Origin of the sequence: Pseudomonas sp. 22082 (genome assembly GCF_052046055.1) — a bacterium.
Taxonomy (GTDB): domain Bacteria; phylum Pseudomonadota; class Gammaproteobacteria; order Pseudomonadales; family Pseudomonadaceae; genus Aquipseudomonas; species Aquipseudomonas pharyngis.
This window is the reverse complement of the sequence record NZ_JBQEQB010000003.1, coordinates 49,392-68,475: the sequence shown is the minus strand read 5'-3', so window position 1 is coordinate 68,475 and position 19,084 is coordinate 49,392. Positions and strand designations below refer to the sequence as shown.

15 protein-coding genes are annotated in these 19,084 nt (G+C 62.1%); 14 read left to right on the top strand and 1 reads right to left on the bottom strand.

What is annotated here, in order from left to right:
* The first annotated feature begins 242 nt into the window (after positions 1-242).
* The 5 genes from arnT (ACTJK9_RS04630) (at position 243) to ACTJK9_RS04610 (ending at position 7,340) form a co-directional block, all read left to right on the top strand.
* Positions 243-1,952, top strand: a complete 1,710-nt coding sequence (gene arnT / locus ACTJK9_RS04630) for a lipid IV(A) 4-amino-4-deoxy-L-arabinosyltransferase (protein ID WP_440812493.1) — start codon at positions 243-245, stop codon at positions 1,950-1,952.
* Complete coding sequence (locus tag ACTJK9_RS04625; RefSeq protein WP_440812490.1) at positions 1,949-3,478, top strand: ArnT family glycosyltransferase; 1,530 nt, start codon at positions 1,949-1,951, stop codon at positions 3,476-3,478. Before arnT (ACTJK9_RS04630) ends, ACTJK9_RS04625 begins: the two co-directional genes overlap by 4 nt.
* A 200-nt stretch (positions 3,479-3,678) precedes the next feature.
* Positions 3,679-4,692, top strand: coding sequence for an iron ABC transporter substrate-binding protein (locus ACTJK9_RS04620; RefSeq protein WP_085610351.1), 1,014 nt, complete (start codon positions 3,679-3,681; stop codon positions 4,690-4,692).
* A 3-nt stretch (positions 4,693-4,695) separates the two neighbouring features.
* Positions 4,696-6,291 carry an ABC transporter permease gene (locus ACTJK9_RS04615; protein WP_440812487.1) on the top strand — a complete coding sequence of 532 codons (1,596 nt, stop codon included), beginning with the start codon at positions 4,696-4,698 and terminating at the stop codon, positions 6,289-6,291.
* Positions 6,288-7,340 (top strand): ABC transporter ATP-binding protein, encoded by a 1,053-nt coding sequence (locus tag ACTJK9_RS04610; protein ID WP_440812484.1) that lies wholly within the window; start codon positions 6,288-6,290, stop codon positions 7,338-7,340. The genes ACTJK9_RS04615 and ACTJK9_RS04610 overlap by 4 nt, the downstream gene beginning before the upstream one ends.
* Here the strand turns inward: ACTJK9_RS04610 and ACTJK9_RS04605 are convergent, their stop codons facing one another.
* Positions 7,341-8,231, bottom strand: coding sequence for a site-specific integrase (locus ACTJK9_RS04605; protein WP_085610353.1), 891 nt, complete (start codon positions 8,229-8,231; stop codon positions 7,341-7,343).
* A 431-nt stretch (positions 8,232-8,662) separates the two neighbouring features.
* Here ACTJK9_RS04605 and arnB point away from each other — a divergent pair, with 431 nt between their 5' ends.
* From arnB to ACTJK9_RS04560, 9 genes are read left to right on the top strand one after another with little or no spacing between them, the layout of a single operon-like run.
* Complete coding sequence (arnB, locus tag ACTJK9_RS04600; RefSeq protein WP_440812482.1) at positions 8,663-9,811, top strand: UDP-4-amino-4-deoxy-L-arabinose aminotransferase; 1,149 nt, start codon at positions 8,663-8,665, stop codon at positions 9,809-9,811.
* Positions 9,808-10,830: an undecaprenyl-phosphate 4-deoxy-4-formamido-L-arabinose transferase gene (arnC, locus tag ACTJK9_RS04595; protein WP_085610355.1), complete on the top strand. Its 1,023-nt coding sequence runs from the start codon at positions 9,808-9,810 to the stop codon at positions 10,828-10,830. Before arnB ends, arnC begins: the two co-directional genes overlap by 4 nt.
* Positions 10,827-12,818, top strand: coding sequence for a bifunctional UDP-4-amino-4-deoxy-L-arabinose formyltransferase/UDP-glucuronic acid oxidase ArnA (gene arnA / locus ACTJK9_RS04590; RefSeq protein WP_440812479.1), 1,992 nt, complete (start codon positions 10,827-10,829; stop codon positions 12,816-12,818). Before arnC ends, arnA begins: the two co-directional genes overlap by 4 nt.
* Entirely contained in the window at positions 12,818-13,702 is an 885-nt protein-coding gene (arnD, locus tag ACTJK9_RS04585) for a 4-deoxy-4-formamido-L-arabinose-phosphoundecaprenol deformylase (RefSeq protein ID WP_440812476.1), read from the top strand. Before arnA ends, arnD begins: the two co-directional genes overlap by 1 nt.
* Positions 13,699-15,348 (top strand): lipid IV(A) 4-amino-4-deoxy-L-arabinosyltransferase, encoded by a 1,650-nt coding sequence (gene arnT, locus ACTJK9_RS04580; protein ID WP_440812473.1) that lies wholly within the window; start codon positions 13,699-13,701, stop codon positions 15,346-15,348. The genes arnD and arnT (ACTJK9_RS04580) overlap by 4 nt, the downstream gene beginning before the upstream one ends.
* Complete coding sequence (arnE, locus tag ACTJK9_RS04575) at positions 15,345-15,689, top strand: 4-amino-4-deoxy-L-arabinose-phosphoundecaprenol flippase subunit ArnE (protein WP_440812470.1); 345 nt, start codon at positions 15,345-15,347, stop codon at positions 15,687-15,689. Before arnT (ACTJK9_RS04580) ends, arnE begins: the two co-directional genes overlap by 4 nt.
* On the top strand, positions 15,686-16,090 hold the full coding sequence (arnF, locus tag ACTJK9_RS04570; RefSeq protein WP_440812468.1) for a 4-amino-4-deoxy-L-arabinose-phosphoundecaprenol flippase subunit ArnF: 405 nt from the start codon (positions 15,686-15,688) through the stop codon (positions 16,088-16,090). The genes arnE and arnF overlap by 4 nt, the downstream gene beginning before the upstream one ends.
* On the top strand, positions 16,087-17,466 hold the full coding sequence (locus tag ACTJK9_RS04565) for a UDP-glucose dehydrogenase family protein (protein WP_064596803.1): 1,380 nt from the start codon (positions 16,087-16,089) through the stop codon (positions 17,464-17,466). The genes arnF and ACTJK9_RS04565 overlap by 4 nt, the downstream gene beginning before the upstream one ends.
* Positions 17,466-19,058 (top strand): ArnT family glycosyltransferase, encoded by a 1,593-nt coding sequence (locus tag ACTJK9_RS04560; RefSeq protein WP_440812465.1) that lies wholly within the window; start codon positions 17,466-17,468, stop codon positions 19,056-19,058. Before ACTJK9_RS04565 ends, ACTJK9_RS04560 begins: the two co-directional genes overlap by 1 nt.
* Positions 19,059-19,084: the final 26 nt, after the last annotated feature.

The following is a 19,084-nucleotide window of genomic DNA, read 5'->3' as shown; positions in this document are numbered from 1 at the left end:
TAATTAAACAAAGCACACTTCATTAAATTGTAATGAGAGATGTATCTGCCCCCCGACTTGCTGGACAGCTGGTTTTTTCATGCTTGGCTATATCGCGAGAACTTCGGCCTGGAGGTACGACAGTTCTCTGGATACAGGAAATGCCCGACACCTGCATTCATTCAACATGATGACTCGCCCGCTCAGGAACACGCCGGGCAGGTCATCGACATCAGAACTTCGTACGGTACCAAGGCTTTGTCATGACGTCTGAAAACAACCCGCTGCGACACACTGCCCTTTTCCCTTCGACGACTGCGGTCGAACGCTGGGCCGTCCCCGGCCTCATTCTGGCGTTCGTAATGTTTTACCTGCTGCCATTGATGAGCCACGGCCTGTGGATCCCCGATGAAACCCGCTACGGCCAGATCAGCCAGGAAATGCAGCTGAGCGGTAATTGGGTCGCCCCGCACTTCATGGGCATCCGTTATTTCGAGAAGCCGATTGCCGGCTACTGGATGATTGCCATCGGCCAGGCGATTTTCGGTGACAACCTGTTCGGCGTACGCATTGCTTCGGCGCTGAGTACCGGAGTGAGTGTCTGGCTGACCTACCTGCTGGCCCGTCGACTCTGGAACAACCCGCGTATAAGCGTCGCGAGCGCCCTGCTGTACATGAGTTTCGGGCTGATCGCAGGTCAGGCCGGCTATGCCAACCTCGATCCGCAATTCACCTTGTGGGTCAACCTGAGCATGGTGGCTGCGTGGTTTGCCATCGACAGCCGTACGCCCCGCGCTCGCCTGGGTGGCTGGGCACTGCTGGGTGTTGCGTGCGGCATGGGTCTGATGACCAAAGGGTTCCTGGCCCTGCTGTTGCCGGTGCTGATCGCCCTGCCCTACATGGTCTGGCAACGGCGGTTCGGTGAGCTGGTGCGTTACGGACTGATCGCTGTGGTGGTCTGCGCCCTCGTCAGCCTGCCGTGGGTATTGGCGGTCCATTACCGGGAACCGGACTTCTGGCGGTTCTTCTTCTGGCACGAACACATCCGTCGTTTCGCCGCCGGTGACGACGCGCAACATGCCCGCCCGTGGTGGTTCTACCTGCCCTTGCTGTTTGCCTCGACCCTGCCCTGGGCGCTGCTTCTGCCTTCGACCCTGCTGCGCATGTGGCGCGAAAAGCGTGAGGTAAAAACCGCGTACCTGGCACTGTGGTTCCTGCTGCCACTGGCATTTTTCAGCCTCAGCAGCGGCAAACTTCCTACGTACATCATGCCGTGCCTGCTTCCCGTCGCGCTGTTGATGGGGCAGACCGTGGTCAAGTGGCTGGATCAACGCAATGGCCGGCTCTTGCGTCTGAACGGTGTGATCAACACGGTGCTCGCCAGTGCTGCGCTGGTGGCCCTGCTCTATCTTCAGGCCACGAAGGAAATCTACGAAAACACCGAGATGTTCAGCCTGTCGCTGGCTTATATCGTGCTGGTGGGCTGGATCATCGCCAACGCCTTGCAAGTGCTGCGGCCACTGACATTGTGGGCAATGCCGGCGCTGGGCATCGGCCTGCTCGTGGCGTTGCTGCCTGCAGCCATGCCGGCGCAGATCGTCAACAGCAAGATGCCCGATCAGTTCATTGCCGAGCATCAACGGGAACTGAGTGAAACCGCGTCCCTGCTGAGCAACGACCTGGGCGCGGCCTCGGCGCTGGCGTGGCGCCTGAAGCGTCCGCAGGTGGATCTGTTCAATACCATCGGCGAATTGAAATACGGCCTCGAAGACCCGGCCATGGCGGCACGCAAAGTCACCCTGGACAGCGTCGGCCAGTGGATGACTGACGCGCGGAAAAAAGGCGCCGTCGGTGTGGTCTTGCGCGTCAACAGTACGCAGGAAGAACAGGAAGTCGAATTGCTGCCCGTGGACGGCAAGCATTATCGGCGCGGCAATCTGCACATTTTCATCTTTGCGCAGAAACAGCCATGACGGTGAGCAACAACGACCGCGCCGCCCTGTTGCTCCTGCTGGCGGCCAGCGCCCTGATGTTGCTGCTCGGCCTGGGCAGTCGCGAACTGTGGGGCGCGGAAACCCGCTGGGCGAACATCGCGTTGCAGATGTTGCAAAGCGGTGATTACTTCGACCCGTACCTCAAGGGTGATCCCTACTACGACAAGCCGCTTTTGTCGTACTGGCTGATCACCGCGACCGCCTGGCTGACCGGCAGTCTCGATCACTGGTCGCTGCGCCTGCCTTCGGTGGTGTCCGCGTGGTTAAGCGTGTGGATGGTGTATCAACTGGGCGAGCAGTTGTTTCGCAAAGGCACGGGGCTGATCGCCGGGTGGATGCTGGCGACCACCTTCTACTTCGTGTTCTGGGCGCGGGTCGCCACTGCCGACATCCTGACGGTCTGCGGTGTGCTGGCGGCGGTCTGGTGGTACTGGCGCGGGCCGGACGATACGCGGTTTTCGCGCTATCTGGTGTTCTGCGTCCTGCTGTCCCTGACGTCGTTGTTCAAAGGCCTGATCGGTTTCATCCTGCCCGGGCTGGTGCTGCTGCCGCACCTGTTGCATGAAGGCCGCTGGAAGCGTCATCTCAATCTACGTCTGCTGGCAGCGCTGGTGATTGCCGGGGCGTTCTACATGACGCCGTTCCTGCTGTCCCACTTCTACGGCGCGCCAAATTACGGGGAAAGCGGCCTCGGGCTGGTCTTGCGGGAAAACGTCGTGCGGTTTTTCCAGCCATTCGACAACATTGGCCCGATCTACACCTATTTGCTGTACCTGCCGATCTACACCCTGCCCTGGGCACCGTGCTGGATCATTGCCCTGTGGGTCGCGGCGCGTAACTGGAAACACATCGAACCGGACACCCGCTGGCTGATTCAGGGCCTGGGGTTATTAATGCTGTTCTTCACGGCCAGCGGCAGCCGACGCAGTTATTACGTGCTGCCACTGGTGCCGTTCGCGCAACTGCTCGGGGCGTGGTGGATCACCCGGCGTCTGGCGGCTCGAAATGCCGCAGGCCCGTTCGGCGGACGTGGTTTGAAAATCGGTTTCGGCGTGGCCACTGTCCTGCTGCTCGGCATACTCGGTGTGCTTTACCCGTGGACCAACAGCGGAGGCGGTGCAATCCGTTTCGGCGAAACCGTGCGCCTGCAAGCCAGCCAACGCGCTCCCTTGAGTCAATGGCATCTGGTCATGGTCGAGGTCGACAATAAAGTGCCGATGTACCTGCAGACCGGCGGTGCGCCGTTTTACTACGTGCCGCAGAGCCGGGATTTCCCGCGCGACGGCGATGCCGCAGCCATGTTCGCCTGGCTGGAACGCACCAGCGGCCAGCACTGGGATCCGCAACGGACCCTCTTTATCGCCCAGTACCGCACCGGCGATCCCGTTCCGCTGAGTCACCTCAGCCGCGATCATCAGGTCATTACCACCACGCCCACCCGCGGCGAACAGCTGTTCCACGGTCGCGAGGATCAAAGCGTCGCCTACCTGCCCCAAGGCTCCTGAAAGACGGCGCCGGGTCCTCCCGGCGTCCCCGCCAAGTGACTGCTAACCTGAATGGCAATGACATGTATTAACGGTTGTTTTGACGTTTTTTTCTCATTTGCCTCTCTACATTGCCAGCCAGCCAACATATGCAAATCATTCGCATTGAAACTCCCGCGAATGCTTGCCCATAACGTCTAAAAACAGGAGCTGCCCCCGCCATGAGTCCATCCCTTCCGTCCTTTCTGAAACAGGCCGCGCTGGCGACTGCGCTGCTCGCGGCCGGTCAGGTGTTTGCCGCCGACTCCGTCGGCCTTGTGGTCTACAACGCCCAGCACGAAACCCTGACCAAGGCATGGGTCGCCGGCTTCACCGAGGAAACCGGGATCCCGGTCACCGTGCGCAACGGCGACGACACGGAAATGGGCAACCAGATTGTCCAGGAAGGCGCGTCTTCTCCTGCCGACGTATTCCTGACGGAAAACTCCCCGGCCATGGTGCTGGTGGACAACGCCAAGCTGTTCGCGCCGGTGGCTCCGGCAACCCTTGAGCAAGTCGATGCGGCTTATCGCCCGGCCCACGGCCAATGGGTCGGTATCGCCGCGCGCTCCACGGTGTTCGTCTATAACCCGGCCAAACTGCCGGAAAAGGACCTGCCCAAATCCCTGATGGACCTCGCGACCCCGGCCTGGAAAGGTCGCTGGGCCGCGTCGCCTGCCGGTGCGGATTTCCAGGCCATCGTCGCCGCCGTGCTGGAACAGAAAGGCGAAGCCGCCACCCTCGAATGGCTCAAGGGCATGAAAGCCAACTTCACCGCCTATCGTGGCAACAGCTCGGTGCTCAAAGCGGTGAATGCCGGGCAAGTCGACAGCGGCGTGATCTATCACTATTACGCGTTCGTCGATCAGGCCAAGACCGGCGAAAACAGCAAGAACACTGCCCTGCACTACTTCAAGCATCAGGACCCGGGCGCGTTCGTGAGCATTTCCGGCGGCGGCGTGCTGGCTTCCAGCAAACACCAGGAGGAGGCGCAGAAATTTCTCCAGTACATCACCGGCAAACAAGGCCAGGAAGTGCTGCGCACCGGCAATTCCTTTGAATACGCCGTGGGCAAGGACACTGCTTCCAACCCAAAACTGGTGCCGTTGAAGGACCTGGACGCGCCGAAAGTCGATGCATCGAAGCTCGACAGCAAGAAAGCCGTCGAACTGATGACCCAGGCAGGACTGCTGTAATTGATGCCTGAAACGCTGCCTGCGGAGATCGCTGCGGCGCCCTCCGCCCATTTGTCACGCCGGACCCGCGCCCTCAATGGGCGCGGAAGTCCGTGGGTGGTCGTGCTGGCCATCGCGGTGTCGCTGTTGTCGCTGCTGCCGATCGGTTTTGTGGTCGGCGTGTCGTGGTACACCGGCTGGGCGACCATCGAAGCCTTGATCTTCCGTCCGCGGGTCGCCGAGTTGCTGATCAACACTGTGTTGCTGGTACTGATCACGCTGCCGATCTGCATCGTGCTCGGCACCACGCTGGCGTGGTTGACCGAACGCACCGACCTGCCGGGGCGACGGCTGTGGTCATTGCTGGCGGTTGCGCCGCTGGCGGTGCCGGCGTTCGTGCACAGCTACGCGTGGGTCAGCCTGATTCCGTCGATCAATGGATTACCGGCCGGGGTGCTGGTGTCGGTGATCGCCTATTTCCCGTTTCTCTATCTGCCGATTGCCGCGACGTTGCGTCGTCTCGATCCGGCGATTGAAGACGTGGCCGAATCCCTCGGCCTGAAACCGTGGGCCGTGTTCTTCCGGGTGGTGCTGCCGCAATTACGGTTGGCGATCTGTGGCGGTGCGTTGCTGGTCGGCCTGCACTTGCTGGCCGAATATGGCCTGTACGCAATGATCCGTTTCGACACCTTCACCACGGCGATCTTCGACCAGTTCAAATCGACCTTTAACGGCCCGGCCGCCAACATGCTCGCCAGCGTTCTGGCGTTGTGCTGCCTGGCGATGCTGGTGGTGGAATCCGGCGCCCATGGTCATGCGCGATACGCCCGCGTCGGCTCCGGTAGCGCTCGCGAACAACGCACCGTGCGCCTGCAACGACGCACTGCCGCGCTTGGATTGTGCCTGCAAGGCGTGACCTGCCTGCTGGCCCTCGGTGTGCCGATGCTGACGTTGGGCAAATGGCTGATCGCCGGCGGTGCCGAAGTCTGGCAAGGCGAAGAATTACTGCCGGCATTGCTTCAGACCCTGTCATTCGGCGTGGCCGGCGCGCTGTTGACCAGTCTGGCGGCAATCCCGATTGCATGGCTGTCGATCCGGGCGCCCGGCAAGCTGCAACGCCTGCTTGAGGGCTGCAATTACATCACCAGCGCATTACCTGGAATTGTCGTGGCGCTGGCGCTGGTCACCGTGACCATCCATTTCGCCCGACCGATCTACCAGACCACCATTACTGTGCTGCTGGCCTACCTGCTGATGTTTCTGCCCCGGGCGCTGGTCAGCCTGCGTGCCGGGTTTGCCCAGGCCCCGGTGGAGCTTGAAAACATCGCACAAAGCCTTGGTCGCTCACCGTTGCGCGCCCTGTGGCTGATTACCTTGCGCCTCGCTGCACCCGGTGCGGCGGCGGGCGCAGCGCTGGTGTTTCTGGCGATCACCAATGAACTGACCGCGACCCTGCTGCTCGCGCCCAACGGCACGCGCACCCTGGCCACCGGTTTCTGGGCCATGACCAGCGAAATCGACTACGCCGCCGCAGCGCCTTACGCACTGCTGATGGTGCTGCTGTCGCTGCCGCTCACGGCCATCCTCTATCACCAATCCAGGCGCAGTGCCGGCCGATGAACGCTCTCGACATCATCAATCTCAGCAAATCCTTCGGCGCACAGACGGCGCTGGACTCCATCAACCTGTCCGTCCCGACCGGCAGCCGCACGGTAATCGTCGGCCCTTCGGGCTCCGGCAAGACCACCCTGTTGCGGATGATCGCCGGGTTCGAATTCCCCGACGCCGGCAGCCTGACGCTCAACGGCCAGACCCTGGTCGACAGCACCCACGCCGTGCCCGCGTATCAGCGGCAGATCGGTTACGTGCCGCAGGACGGCGCGCTGTTCCCGCACATGACCGTGGCCGACAACATCGGTTTCGGCTTGGCAGAAACCGGCAGCGCCAGAGCCGAACGTATTCAGGCGCTGATGGACAACGTCGCCCTGAACGCCGACATGGCCACACGCTGGCCCCACGAGTTGTCCGGCGGCCAACAGCAGCGGGTGTCCCTCGCCCGGGCACTGGCCCAACGTCCACGCCTGATGCTGCTCGACGAACCCTTTTCCGCCCTCGACACCGGCCTGCGCGGCGCCATGCGCAAAATGGTCGCGCGCCTGCTGGAGGATGCCGGCGTGACCACGATTCTGGTGACCCACGATCAGGGCGAAGCGCTGTCGTTCGCCGATCAGTTGGCGGTCATGCGTGACGGGCGTCTGGTGCAGTCGGGCCATCCGATGGACCTCTACCGCTACCCCAACGATGAGCAAACTGCGCATTTTCTCGGCGAAGCCGTGGTCATGCCCGCCCGGATCGAAGCCGGCTGGGCGCACTGCGACCTGGGCCGGGTGATGATCAACAGCAACGGGTTTTCCGGCGCCGCGCAGATCATGCTGCGGCCCGAGCAACTGCAACTGTCGGACATTCCCGCCGACCTTCAGGGCTGCCACGCAGTGGTGACGGATCGGGACTTTGGCGGCAACGTCTGCACCCTGACGGTGGAGCTGCGCACGCAAGCCAGCCCCGGTCGCTCACTGCTGGTGCGCAGCTCCGGCATGCACGCGCCACCGGCCGGCAGCGCCGTGCAATTGTCCATTCTGGGGTCGGCCCACGTCTTTGCAACGCCCTGACTACAGGTCGAAGCGATCCACCGCGCGGCGCCGCTCGTTGTCGTCGCGCACGTCGTAGTTGGCGGTCGTCTGGATATTGCTGTGGTGGGCGAGCTTCTGGGCAATCGACAGGTCATGCTCCTCGATCACTCGGGTGATGAACGAACGGCGGAAATCATGAGGCATGATCTTCACCCCGACCTGGGTGCCGCGCTGGCGGGCGATGTAATAGATCGCGTGCTTGGTGATGCGCTCGCGGGTGATGTGGCTGCCACGGCGAATGCGGTTGAACAGAAACGCGTCGTCGCTCTCGCCTTCCTTGAGTTCCGAACGACGAAACTCCAGCCAGGCATTCAGTTTGGCGAACGCCCAGGCTGGCGCGTATTTGATCAGTTGTTTATTGCCCTTGGCAGTCACGCACAGACTGCGCTCGTTGAAATCGACCTGATTGAGATCCAGATCCACCGACTCCGACTTGCGCATGCCGGTGCCGTACAACAGCGCAATCACCGCCGCATCGCGCAAACCTTGTGGTCGCGGATCGGCCGCGCAGACTTCCATCAATTCTTGAATCAGCGTGCGCTTCAGATTGCGCCCCTGGGACAGTCGCGTGCCGGCAATGCCTTTGACCGAGCGCATCTTCAATAGATGTTCCTGGCTGATAAGACTCATGCGCCAGGCTTCATTCATTACACCGCGAATGGCGTTTACATACAGCGAAGAAGTATTCGGTGCGTAATTGTCGGCGCGCAATGCAGCGACTAATGCAACCACATCTTCCGGTTGCAGCGCATGCCAGGGAATTTCTTCGACGTTCATGTCTTCGAAACCGAGACGGTCGGCGGCATCTTGTAAAACGTACCGCATGGTGAGTTGGCTGGAGGGAGCCAGACGCGCCAGATACACGGTCATCGGGTTGGTTTTCAGGGGGTCGGGGGATGCAACGGGTAAGTCAATCAAACGTCGGGCCTTGAGTAAAAACAGTTCAACACAGCAACTAACAACTGCAACATTCTTAATATAAGGGGAACACTTCCGTAGGACTTTTCTACTAAAAACCGCGATAAACGGTAGAAGTCTGAACAGTGGCTGTATGGGTTTCAGATAAACGATTCGCCGACCGGTTTTTCATGTTCCTTTCACAAAAACGGGCATAACCTTAATTCCACTGAGTCCTGTGCCGGCGCCGCCCAAGCTGCCGGGCAATGCCTGAAAAGTCAACCGAACCCGACGTTATGTCGTCTTGGCAACTTATTGATGCAAAGGATTTTTTCGCGTCTACGCTTTGATTGGATCCAACCATTCAATGGATCTATTTCTTTTTTCTTTGCAATGAGGTGTGCATGAGTCAGGCGTTTCTCCCCTTCTCCCGCCCCAGTATCGGTGATGAAGAAATTGCCGCCGTGGAGCAAGTCCTGCGCTCCGGCTGGATCACCACCGGGCCGAAAAACCAGGCCCTAGAAGAACAGTTTGCCCAGTACGTCGGCAGTCGTCATGCCGTGGCACTTTCCTCGGCCACCGGTGCCATGCATGTAACGTTACTGGCGCTGGGAATCGGCCCCGGCGATGAAGTCATCACCCCGTCGCAGACCTGGGTGTCGACCGCCAACATGATCTCGCTGCTCGGCGCCACGCCGGTGTTCGTCGATGTCGACCGCGACACCCTGATGACCGACGCCGCGCGCATCGAAGCCGCCATCACCCCGCGCACCAAAGCAATCATTCCCGTGCATTACGCTGGCGCCGCGTTTGATCTCGACCCGCTCTACGCGCTGGCCGACAAGCATGGCATCGCCGTGATCGAAGACGCCGCCCACGCCGCTGGCACCCGCTACAAGGGTCGTCACGTCGGCTCCCAAGGCACCGCGATCTTTTCGTTCCACGCGATCAAGAACATGACCTGCGCCGAAGGCGCGATGTTCGTCACCGACGACGAGGCGCTGGCCAGCCGTGTACGCATGCTGAAATTCCACGGTCTGGGCGTCGATGCCTACGATCGTCTGACCGGTGGCCGCAAGCCTCAGGCCCAGGTCATGGAGCCAGGCTTCAAGTACAACCTGGCCGACATCAACGCCGCGATTGCCCTGGTGCAGCTTGAGCGTCTGGACGCGATCAACGCCCGTCGCACCGAACTGGCCACGCAATACCTGCAAAAACTCGAAGGCCTGCCGGTGCAACCGCTGGCCGTGCCGCAATACGCCCAGCAGCACGCCTGGCACCTGTTCATCCTGCGTATCGACAGCAAGCGCTGCGGCATGGACCGCGAAGCCTTCATGAAGGGTTTGCAGGATCAGGGCATCGGCACCGGCATCCACTTCATCGCCACCCACCTGCACACCTGGTATCGCCAGCGTGAGCCGCATCTGTCCCTGCCCGACACCGAGTGGAACTCGGCGCGGCTGTGCTCGATTCCCTTGTTTCCCGACATGACCGACCAGGATCTGGACCGGGTCGTCGGGGCCATTGAACACCTGATGGGGAAACGCCCGTGAGACCTTATCCGATTCATTGCGTGTCGATCGTCATCCCGGTCTACAACGAAGAAGACAGCCTGCCGGAACTGCTGCGTCGCACCGAAGCCGCCTGCAAGCAACTGCGTCATGATTACGAAATCGTGCTGGTCGACGACGGCAGCCGCGACGCCTCCGCGCAACTGCTCGAGGACGCTGCCTCGGTCGATGACAGCCCGTTTGTGGCCGTCATCCTCAACCGCAACTACGGCCAGCACGCGGCGATCATGGCCGGTTTCGAACAGTGCAAGGGCGACGTGGTGATCACCCTCGACGCCGATCTGCAGAACCCGCCGGAAGAAATCCCGCGACTGGTGGCCGAGGCCGAAAAGGGCTTTGACGTGGTCGGCACCGTGCGCGGCAACCGTCAGGATTCGGCGCTACGCCGTTATCCGTCGAAACTCATCAACCTCGCGGTGCAGCGCTCCACCGGCGTCGCCATGAGCGACTACGGCTGCATGCTGCGCGCGTACCGCCGCACCATCATCGACGCGATGCTCGCCTGCCGCGAACGCAGCACGTTCATTCCGATCCTCGCCAACAGCTTCGCCCGCCACACCACGGAAATCACCGTGGCCCACGCCGAGCGCGAACACGGTGATTCGAAATACAGCCCGATGCGTTTGATCAACCTGATGTTCGACCTGATCACCTGCATGACCACCACGCCGTTGCGCCTGCTGAGCATCGTCGGCTTCGCCATGGCCGGGCTCGGCGTGCTGTTCGCGGCGGCGCTGATCTTCATGCGCTTGGCCTTTGGCGCCGGATGGGCCGGCGACGGCCTGTTCGTACTGTTCGCCGTGCTGTTCGTGTTCACCGGCGGTCAGTTCATCGGCATGGGCCTGCTCGGCGAATACCTGGGCCGCATGTACAGCGACGTGCGCGCTCGTCCACGTTTCTTCATTGAAAAAGTCCTGCGCGGCCATCCCGCCACGCCGGCCCCCGCCATCACCGTTGACGGCCTCACTTCCAACTCCACGTCCGATCAGGTTCTCTCATGAGCGCAAAAACCGTTGTCTTCGCTTACCACGATATTGGCTGCGCCGGCATTCAAGCCCTGCTCGACAGTGGCTATGACATTGCGGCGGTATTTACCCATGCCGATGACCCGAAGGAGAACACCTTCTACGCCTCTGTTGCACAACTGTGCGCCAACAAAGGCATCGCGGTTCACGCACCGGAAGACGCCAACCATCCGCTGTGGATCGAGCGGATCGCCAAGCTCGACCCGGATTACATCTTCTCGTTCTACTACCGCAACCTGCTGAGCGAGCCGCTGCTGGCGCTGGCCAAAAAAGGCGCGTTCAACCTGCACGGCTCCTTGTTGCCGCGCTACCGTGGCCGCGCGCCGGCCAACTGGGTGCTGGTCAACGGCGAAACCGAAACCGGTGTCACCCTGCACCGTATGGTCAAACGCGCCGACGCCGGCGCCATCCTCGCCCAACAACGTGTAGCCATCGAACGCAGCGACACCGCGCTGAGCCTGCACGGCAAACTGCGCACGGCCGCCAGCAACCTGCTGCGCGACGCGCTGCCGGCGATGCTTCAGGGCAAGATCACCGAGACCCCTCAAGACGAATCCAAAGCCACCGTGTTCGGTCGCCGTACCCCCGCGGACGGCAAACTGGTCTGGGCGCAACCGGCCGAGCAACTGTTCAACCTGGTGCGGGCCGTGACTCAGCCCTACCCCGGCGCCTTTTGCGCCGTGGGCGAGCACAAGCTGATCGTGTGGAGCGCCGACGTGGTCAAGGGCAACGAAGGCCAGGCGCCGGGCCGGGTCATCAGCGTCGATCCGCTGCGCATCGCCTGCGGTGAAGATTCGCTGGTGATCAACGCCGGCCAGCGCAACGACAACGGCCTGTACCTGAACGGCCCGCAACTGGCCAATGAACTGGGTCTGGTGGACGGCTCGCTGCTGCGCGGTGCCGAATCCGGCCGTGGCCCGCGCCGTACACGGGTGCTGATCCTTGGCGTCAATGGCTTCATCGGCAACCATTTGTCCGAGCGCCTGCTGCGTGACGAGCGCTACGAAGTCTATGGCCTGGACATCGGCTCCGACGCCATCGACCGCCTGCGCAGCCACCCGCGTTTTCACTTCGTCGAAGGTGACATCAGCATTCACTCGGAGTGGATCGAGTACCACATCAAGAAATGCGACGTTGTGCTGCCGCTGGTGGCCATCGCCACGCCGATCGAATACACGCGCAACCCGCTGCGGGTGTTCGAGCTCGACTTCGAAGAAAACCTGAAACTGGTGCGCTACTGCGTCAAGTACAACAAGCGCGTGATTTTCCCGTCGACCTCGGAAGTCTATGGCATGTGCCAGGACAAGCACTTCGACGAGGACAGCTCGAACCTGATCGTCGGCCCGATCAATAAACAGCGCTGGATCTACTCGGTGTCCAAGCAACTGCTGGACCGGGTGATCTGGGCCTACGGTGCCAAAGGCCTGAACTTCACCCTGTTCCGCCCCTTCAACTGGATGGGCCCACGGCTGGATCGCCTCGATTCGGCGCGCATCGGCAGCTCCCGCGCCATCACCCAGTTGATCCTCAATCTGGTGGAAGGCACGCCGATCCGCCTGTTCGACGGCGGCGAGCAGAAACGCTGCTTCACCGATATCGCCGACGGCGTCGAGGCGCTGGCGCGGATCATCGATAACGACAACGACGTCTGCAACGGCCAGATCATCAACATCGGCAACCCGGACAACGAGGCCAGCATCCGCCAGTTGGGCGAAGAGTTGCTGCGTCAGTTCGAGGCTCATCCGCTGCGTTCCAACTTCCCGCCGTTCGCCGGTTTCCGCGACGTGGAAAGCAAGGCGTTCTACGGCGCCGGTTACCAGGACGTCGAGCACCGCAAACCGAGCATCGCCAACGCCAAGCGTCTGCTGGACTGGACGCCGACCGTGGAAATGCGCGAGACCATCGGCAACACGCTGGATTTCTTCCTGCGTGAGGCCATGGCCGAAATCGAGAGCAAGCGTTGATGCAGGCCGGCCTGCGCATCGATGTCGACACCTTTCGCGGCACCCGTGAAGGTGTGCCGCGTCTGCTGGAAATTCTCGATGAAGCGCAGATCAAGGCGACGTTTTTCTTCAGTGTCGGCCCGGACAACATGGGCCGGCATCTGTGGCGCCTGATCCGTCCGCAGTTCCTGTGGAAGATGCTGCGTTCCAACGCCGCCGGCCTGTACGGCTGGGACATCCTGCTGGCCGGCACCGCCTGGCCGGGCAAGCCGATCGGCCGCGACCTCGGGCACCTGATGCGTCAGGCCCGGGCCGCCGGCCACGAAGTCGGCCTGCACGCCTGGGACCACCATGGCTGGCAGGCCAATGCCGGGCGCTGGAGCGATGCGCAACTGGTCGAGCAGATCCGTCAGGGCGTCGACACTTTGGGCGACATCCTTGGCGAAAAGGTCACGTGCTCGGCCGCCGCCGGTTGGCGCGCGGACGAGCGTGTGATCGAAGCCAAGCAGGCCTTCGGCTTTCGCTACAACAGCGATTGCCGTGGGCAGCGGGTGTTCCGTCCGTTGCTGGCCGATGGCTCGGTCGGTGCGCCGCAGATTCCGGTGGACCTGCCGACCTTCGATGAAGTGGTAGGGCCGAGCGTGACAGCGAAGGATTTCAACGCCTTCATCCTCGACCGGTTCCGCCCTGAAAACCTCAACGTCTACACCATTCACGCCGAAGTAGAAGGGATTCTGATGGCCGAAGACTTTCGTCGACTGCTGGCCGACGCACGCCAGCGACATATCCACTTTCAGCCCTTGGGCGATTTGCTGCCCGAGTTTCTCAACACCTTGCCCGTTGGCCGCGTGCACCGCGGAGCCCTCGAAGGCCGTGAAGGCTGGCTGGGAGTGCAAGGCGCATGAGCAAACGCTGGGCATTGCCGCTGTTGCTTGGGATTTTCCTGCTGGCCTATCTGTTGCCGTTGGGCAGCCACGGTTTGTGGATTCCCGATGAAACCCGTTATGCGCAAATCAGCCAGGAAATGCTGCTGAGCGGCAACTGGGTATCGCCGCATTTCATGAACCTGCGTTACTTCGAAAAACCGGCAGCCGGTTACTGGATGATCGCCCTCGGGCAGGCCGTGTTCGGGCAGAACCTGTTCGGCGTGCGGTTTGCCTCGGCCCTGAGCACCGGGCTGAGCGTGCTGCTGTGTTTTCTCATCGCCCGCCGTTTGTGGAATGACCCGCGCAAAAGCTTCGTCTGCGCTCTGCTCTACATGAGTTTCGTCATCGTCGCCGGCCAGGCCGGTTACGCCAACCTCGATCCGCAATTCACCTTCTGGGTCAACCTGAGTCTGGTGGCGCTGTGGTTTGCCCTCGACAGCCGTTCCAATGGTCAGCGGATCGCCGGCTGGGCGGTGCTGGGTCTGGCCTGCGGCATGGGCTTCATGACCAAGGGGTTTCTCGCCTGGCTGTTGCCGGTGCTGATCGCGTTGCCGTGGATGCTCTGGCAAAAGCGCTGGAAGGAATTGCTGTTGTACGGTCCGGTGGCCATCGCGGTGGCGATCATCGTCAGCCTGCCGTGGGTGCTGGCGGTGCACGGTCAGGAACCGGATTACTGGCGGTTCTTCTTCTGGCATGAGCACATTCGTCGGTTTGCCGGTGACGACGCCCAGCATGACGCGCCGTGGTGGTTCTATCTGCCGCTGCTGGTGGCCTTCAGTCTGCCGTGGGTCGGGATGCTGCCGGTGGCGCTGAAGCAGGCGTGGCAGACCCGCCGCGACACCGGCATCGCGTTTCTCGGCCTGTGGCTGCTGATGCCGCTGCTGTTCTTCAGCCTGAGCAACGGCAAGCTGCCGACCTACATCCTGCCGTGCCTGCTGCCGCTGGCCTTGCTGTTGGGCCACGCGCTGGCCGATCGCTTGCGTCTGGAGCACGGCCGGGCTCTGGGCCTCAATGGCCTGCTGAACCTGTTGCTGGGCATCGTCACGCTGATCGGGCTGGTTTACGTGCAGCTCAAGCGTCCGCTGTACGACCACGAATTGCACAGTCTGGTGTTGGTGTTCATCGCCCTGACCGGCTGGATCATCAGCAACCTGCTGCAAGCGTTCCGCCCATTGCAATGCTGGGCGGCGCCGGCGGTGGGCAGTCTGCTGCTGATCGCGCTGCTGCCGGCGGCGCTGCCCAAATCGGTGGTGGCGAACAAGATGCCCGACCAGTTCGTCCTCGCCCACCAGACGGAACTGGCGAGCGCCACTCACCTGTTGAGCAACGACCTGGGCGCCGCGTCGGCCCTGTCCTGGCGCCTCAAACGCCCGCAGGTGGCGCTGTACAACACGATAGGCGAATTGAAATATGGCCTTGCCTATCCTGACGGCATTCACCAACGGGTCGACCCCGATCAGGTGCAACAGTGGATGCGCGAAGCCCGCAAGACCGGTTCGGTCGGCGTGGTGATGCGGGTCAAGGGGCAAGACGAACTGGACGAACTCGACAGACTGCCCAAGGACGGCGTTCGTTATGAGCAAGGCAACCTGGTGATCATGATTCTTCCGCAGGAGGCGTCATGAGCCTGTGGCTGCTGTTGCTCGCCTGCCTGCTGACCTGCCTGGGCCAGGTCGCGCAGAAATTCGCCGTCGAGCGCTGGCGCGGCGCGAGCCTGTCGTGGTCGCGCAAAGTGCGCTCGCCGTGGCTGTGGCTGGCGCTGTTCGCCCTCGGTGCCGGTCTGCTGGTGTGGCTGCTGGTGTTGCAGCGCCTGCCGGTCGGCATCGCCTACCCGATGCTCAGCCTCAATTTCGTGATCATCACCCTGATCGCCCGCTTCGCATTCAAGGAGCCCGTCGACGTTCAGCACTGGTTCGGCGTGTTGCTGGTGATTGGTGGCGTGGCTTTGTTGGGGCAACAGTCATGAACTCGCGTCGTGGAATCGTCTTCGCCCTCGCCAGTGTGCTGCTGGTCAGCATGGCGCAATTGAGCATGCGCTGGAGCATGACGCGCCTGCCCCGGCCGGATCAGTGGCTGTCCGTGCCCAGCGTCGATTCAACCGCGCTGGCCGTGGTGCTCGCGGCGATCTTCGCCTATGCGCTGTCGATGCTCTGCTGGCTCGCCGCCCTGCGCGATCTGCCGCTGGGCCGGGCCTATTCGCTGCTGAGCATCAGCTATGCGCTGGTGTACCTGCTGGCGGCCAGTCTGCCGCTGTTCAACGAATCCTTCAGTTTCTCTAAATCACTGGGTGTGGCGCTGGTCATGCTCGGGGTCATCACCATCAACACTCGTCCGGCCCGTGCGCCCGAATTGAGGAGTTCGCCATGAAAATCACAGTGTTTGGTAGCGGTTATGTCGGCCTGGTGCAGGCCGCCGTGCTGGCCGAGGTCGGCCATGACGTGGTGTGCATGGACATCGACGAGAAAAAAGTCGAGCTGCTGCGCCAGGGTCACGTCAGCATCTTTGAGCCGGGCCTGGCCAGTCTGGTCCGCGAAGGCCTGGATGCCGGGCGCCTGCAATTCACCTGCGATGAAAAACTCGCGGTACAGCACGGCAAGGTCGCGTTCATTGCCGTTGGCACTCCGTCGAAAGAAGACGGTTCGGCCGACCTGCGTTACGTGCTGTCGGTGGGCGACGCCGTGGCCCGGCACCGTGAACAGCCACTGATTCTGGTGGAAAAATCCACCGTACCCGTCGGCACCGGTGACACCCTGCGCACGCACCTGGACAAAGCCCTGGTCAAGGCCGGACGCCTGCTGCAGTTCGATATCGTCTCCAACCCGGAATTTCTCAAGGAAGGCTCGGCAGTCGCCGATTGCCGCCGGCCCGACCGGATCGTCATCGGCTGCGAACGCGAAGAAGTGCGCGACGTGATGCGCGACCTGTACTCGCCGTTCAACCGCAACCACGACCGCATCATGTTCATGGACCTGCGCAGCGCCGAGCTGACCAAGTACGCTGCCAACTGCATGCTGGCGACCAAGATCAGCTTCATCAACCAGATCGCCGAACTGGCCGAACACCTTGGTGCGGACATCGAGTCGGTGCGCCAGGGCATCGGCGCCGACAGCCGTATCGGCTATCACTTCATCTACCCCGGTTGCGGCTACGGCGGTTCGTGCTTCCCGAAAGACATGCGCGCGCTGATCCACAGCGCCGAAGAGGCGCACTGCTCCAGCGACCTGCTGCAAGCGGTGGAAGCAATCAACCAGCGGCAAAAACACAAATTGTTCGAGCGCATCAACGCGTTCTACAAGGGCGAACTGCGCGGCAAGACCTTCGCCGTCTGGGGCCTGGCCTTCAAACCCAACACCGACGACATGCGCGACGCGCCGAGCCGGGTCCTGCTCGAATCGCTGTGGGCCGCCGGCGCCAATGTGCGCGCGTTCGATCCGGAAGCGATGCAGGAAACCCAGCATCTGTACCCGGACGAATCGAAACTGATGCTGATGGGTACGCCGGAATCGGTACTCGCCGGTTCCGATGCGCTGATCATCTGCACCGAATGGCAGCAGTTCAAGGCGCCGGATTTCGACCTGATCCAACAACGTCTCAAGGCCCCGGTGATCTTCGACGGTCGCAACTTGTACGACGCCGAACGCCTGGCCCGCAACGGCTTCCATTACTTCCCGATGGGCCGTGGCGAATCGCGCTCCCTGCCGATTCCTTTGCAGCAGTGGCCGCACGCCTCGGACGTGGCTTGATGGGGTTAACCCCCGCCCTGCGCCGGCAGTCCCTGATCGCAGGGCTGCTGGCGTTTCTGCTGTTCATCACTGGCGTGTACGGGCAGGCGCCCATCGGTTTCGACTCGCGCTTCGTGTTGTTCGCGCAGGAAATGCTCCGGCACGGGCCCAGTGTATTTCCCACCACTTACGGTGAGCCGTACGCCGATTATTCGGCGCTCTCGACCTTGTTCATCTGGCTGTTGTCGCTGCCGTTCGGCACGGTCAACAGCCTGACGGCGTGGTTGCCGAGCGCGGCTGCCGGCGCGGTGATCGTGACGTTGATGTATCGCTTGCTTGCGCCCTCATCCGTGCGTTGGGCGGTGGTCAGCATCGCGCTGCTGATGCTCACCAGCACCTTCATCACCGAGACCCGCGCGGTGTCGCAGGACCTGATGCTCGCCGCCGTGGCGTTTTCGGTGTTCTACCTCGGTTATGCCCATGACCATTTCGCTGCCGGTCGGCGCTGGCCGCTGGTGTTCGTTCTGTTGCTGCTGGGGTTCGGTATTCGCGGGCCGATCGGGCTGGTGGTGCCGACCGGCATGCTCTGCAGTTACTACCTGCTGGATCGCCAATGGTCACGCTTGTTGACCTTCGGCGTGCTGGCGTCGCTGCTGCTGGCGGCTTGTGTGGGGCTGCTGTTGTGGCTGGCGGAGGTCAGCGGCGGGCCGGCGTTTCGGCAGGACGTGATCCGCATGCAGTTCATGGGGCGCATGGACGGCAGCGAAGGCGTCAGCGGTTCGCTGTATTACTTCACCAGCTCCCTGGGCAACTACGCGCTGGCGTATCCGCTGGCACTGCTCGCGCTGGCGGCGGCATGGCTGAGCAAGCCCCGGCAACGCGGCCCGGCCTTGCGACTGGTGCAGTATTGCGCCGCTGCGGGTTTGATCGTGATGCTCGGGCTGTCGATTCCCCAAGCGAAAAAGGCCCGTTACCTGCTGCCGATGTTGCCCATGGCGGCGATCATTGCGGCGTATCCGTTTCAGGTGCTGCACGGCCGGGTGTTTGCCTGGCTGCGCGTCGGCATGCAGGGATTGTGGTTGTTGATTCCCGCATTGTTGATCGTCTTGTTGTGGGTGGCGAAGTGGCGGTTTCCCGAGTCGTTGACCGATCTGACGCTGGTAATGATCGTGCTGGGATTGCTGCAACTGGCCGCTTTGTCACGGTTGTGGCGACCGCGCTGGCGAACCGAAGTCCTCGCGTTCAGCGCTGTGCTGGCGGTCTGGTCGGCCTACGTTCTGGTGTTCGAGCCGGTGGAAGGGCTGCTCTACGACACGCGAACCTTCAGCCAGGCTGCGCTTGCGCGAATCCACGCGCAACCCGCGCCGCTGGTGTTGCACGGCATGGGCAAGGACGCCAAGGCCATCAAGTTCATGGTCAACGTCGATCAGGATCTGCAACCGCAGTTCAGCGAAACCACGCAAGCGCTCGAAGCACTCAAGGGGCCGGCATGGTTGATGATGGATCGCAGCGACTATCGAGCGCTGCAAGGCACGCCGCTCGGGGCGTTGCAGCCTGCGTTGAGCGGCCGTTTCGATAAAAACGATTATGTGTTGCTGTGGCTGGCGCCTTAACCTGCGCGACGTGATTTCCACAGGGA

What these genes read in the sequence shown, in the direction of transcription:
- ACTJK9_RS04565 (WP_064596803.1), top strand. Translation starts at nt 16,087, where the DNA reads ATGAAAATCACAGTGTTTGGTAGCGGTTATGTCGGCCTGGTGCAGGCC.
- ACTJK9_RS04605 (WP_085610353.1), bottom strand. Translation starts at nt 8,231, where the DNA reads ATGACCGTGTATCTGGCGCGTCTGGCTCCCTCCAGCCAACTCACCATG.
- ACTJK9_RS04620 (WP_085610351.1), top strand. Translation starts at nt 3,679, where the DNA reads ATGAGTCCATCCCTTCCGTCCTTTCTGAAACAGGCCGCGCTGGCGACT.
- arnB (WP_440812482.1), top strand. Translation starts at nt 8,663, where the DNA reads ATGAGTCAGGCGTTTCTCCCCTTCTCCCGCCCCAGTATCGGTGATGAA.
- ACTJK9_RS04615 (WP_440812487.1), top strand. Translation starts at nt 4,696, where the DNA reads ATGCCTGAAACGCTGCCTGCGGAGATCGCTGCGGCGCCCTCCGCCCAT.
- ACTJK9_RS04610 (WP_440812484.1), top strand. Translation starts at nt 6,288, where the DNA reads ATGAACGCTCTCGACATCATCAATCTCAGCAAATCCTTCGGCGCACAG.
- arnF (WP_440812468.1), top strand. Translation starts at nt 15,686, where the DNA reads ATGAACTCGCGTCGTGGAATCGTCTTCGCCCTCGCCAGTGTGCTGCTG.
- arnE (WP_440812470.1), top strand. Translation starts at nt 15,345, where the DNA reads ATGAGCCTGTGGCTGCTGTTGCTCGCCTGCCTGCTGACCTGCCTGGGC.
- arnT (WP_440812473.1), top strand. Translation starts at nt 13,699, where the DNA reads ATGAGCAAACGCTGGGCATTGCCGCTGTTGCTTGGGATTTTCCTGCTG.
- ACTJK9_RS04560 (WP_440812465.1), top strand. Translation starts at nt 17,466, where the DNA reads ATGGGGTTAACCCCCGCCCTGCGCCGGCAGTCCCTGATCGCAGGGCTG.
- arnT (WP_440812493.1), top strand. Translation starts at nt 243, where the DNA reads ATGACGTCTGAAAACAACCCGCTGCGACACACTGCCCTTTTCCCTTCG.
- arnA (WP_440812479.1), top strand. Translation starts at nt 10,827, where the DNA reads ATGAGCGCAAAAACCGTTGTCTTCGCTTACCACGATATTGGCTGCGCC.
- ACTJK9_RS04625 (WP_440812490.1), top strand. Translation starts at nt 1,949, where the DNA reads ATGACGGTGAGCAACAACGACCGCGCCGCCCTGTTGCTCCTGCTGGCG.
- arnD (WP_440812476.1), top strand. Translation starts at nt 12,818, where the DNA reads ATGCAGGCCGGCCTGCGCATCGATGTCGACACCTTTCGCGGCACCCGT.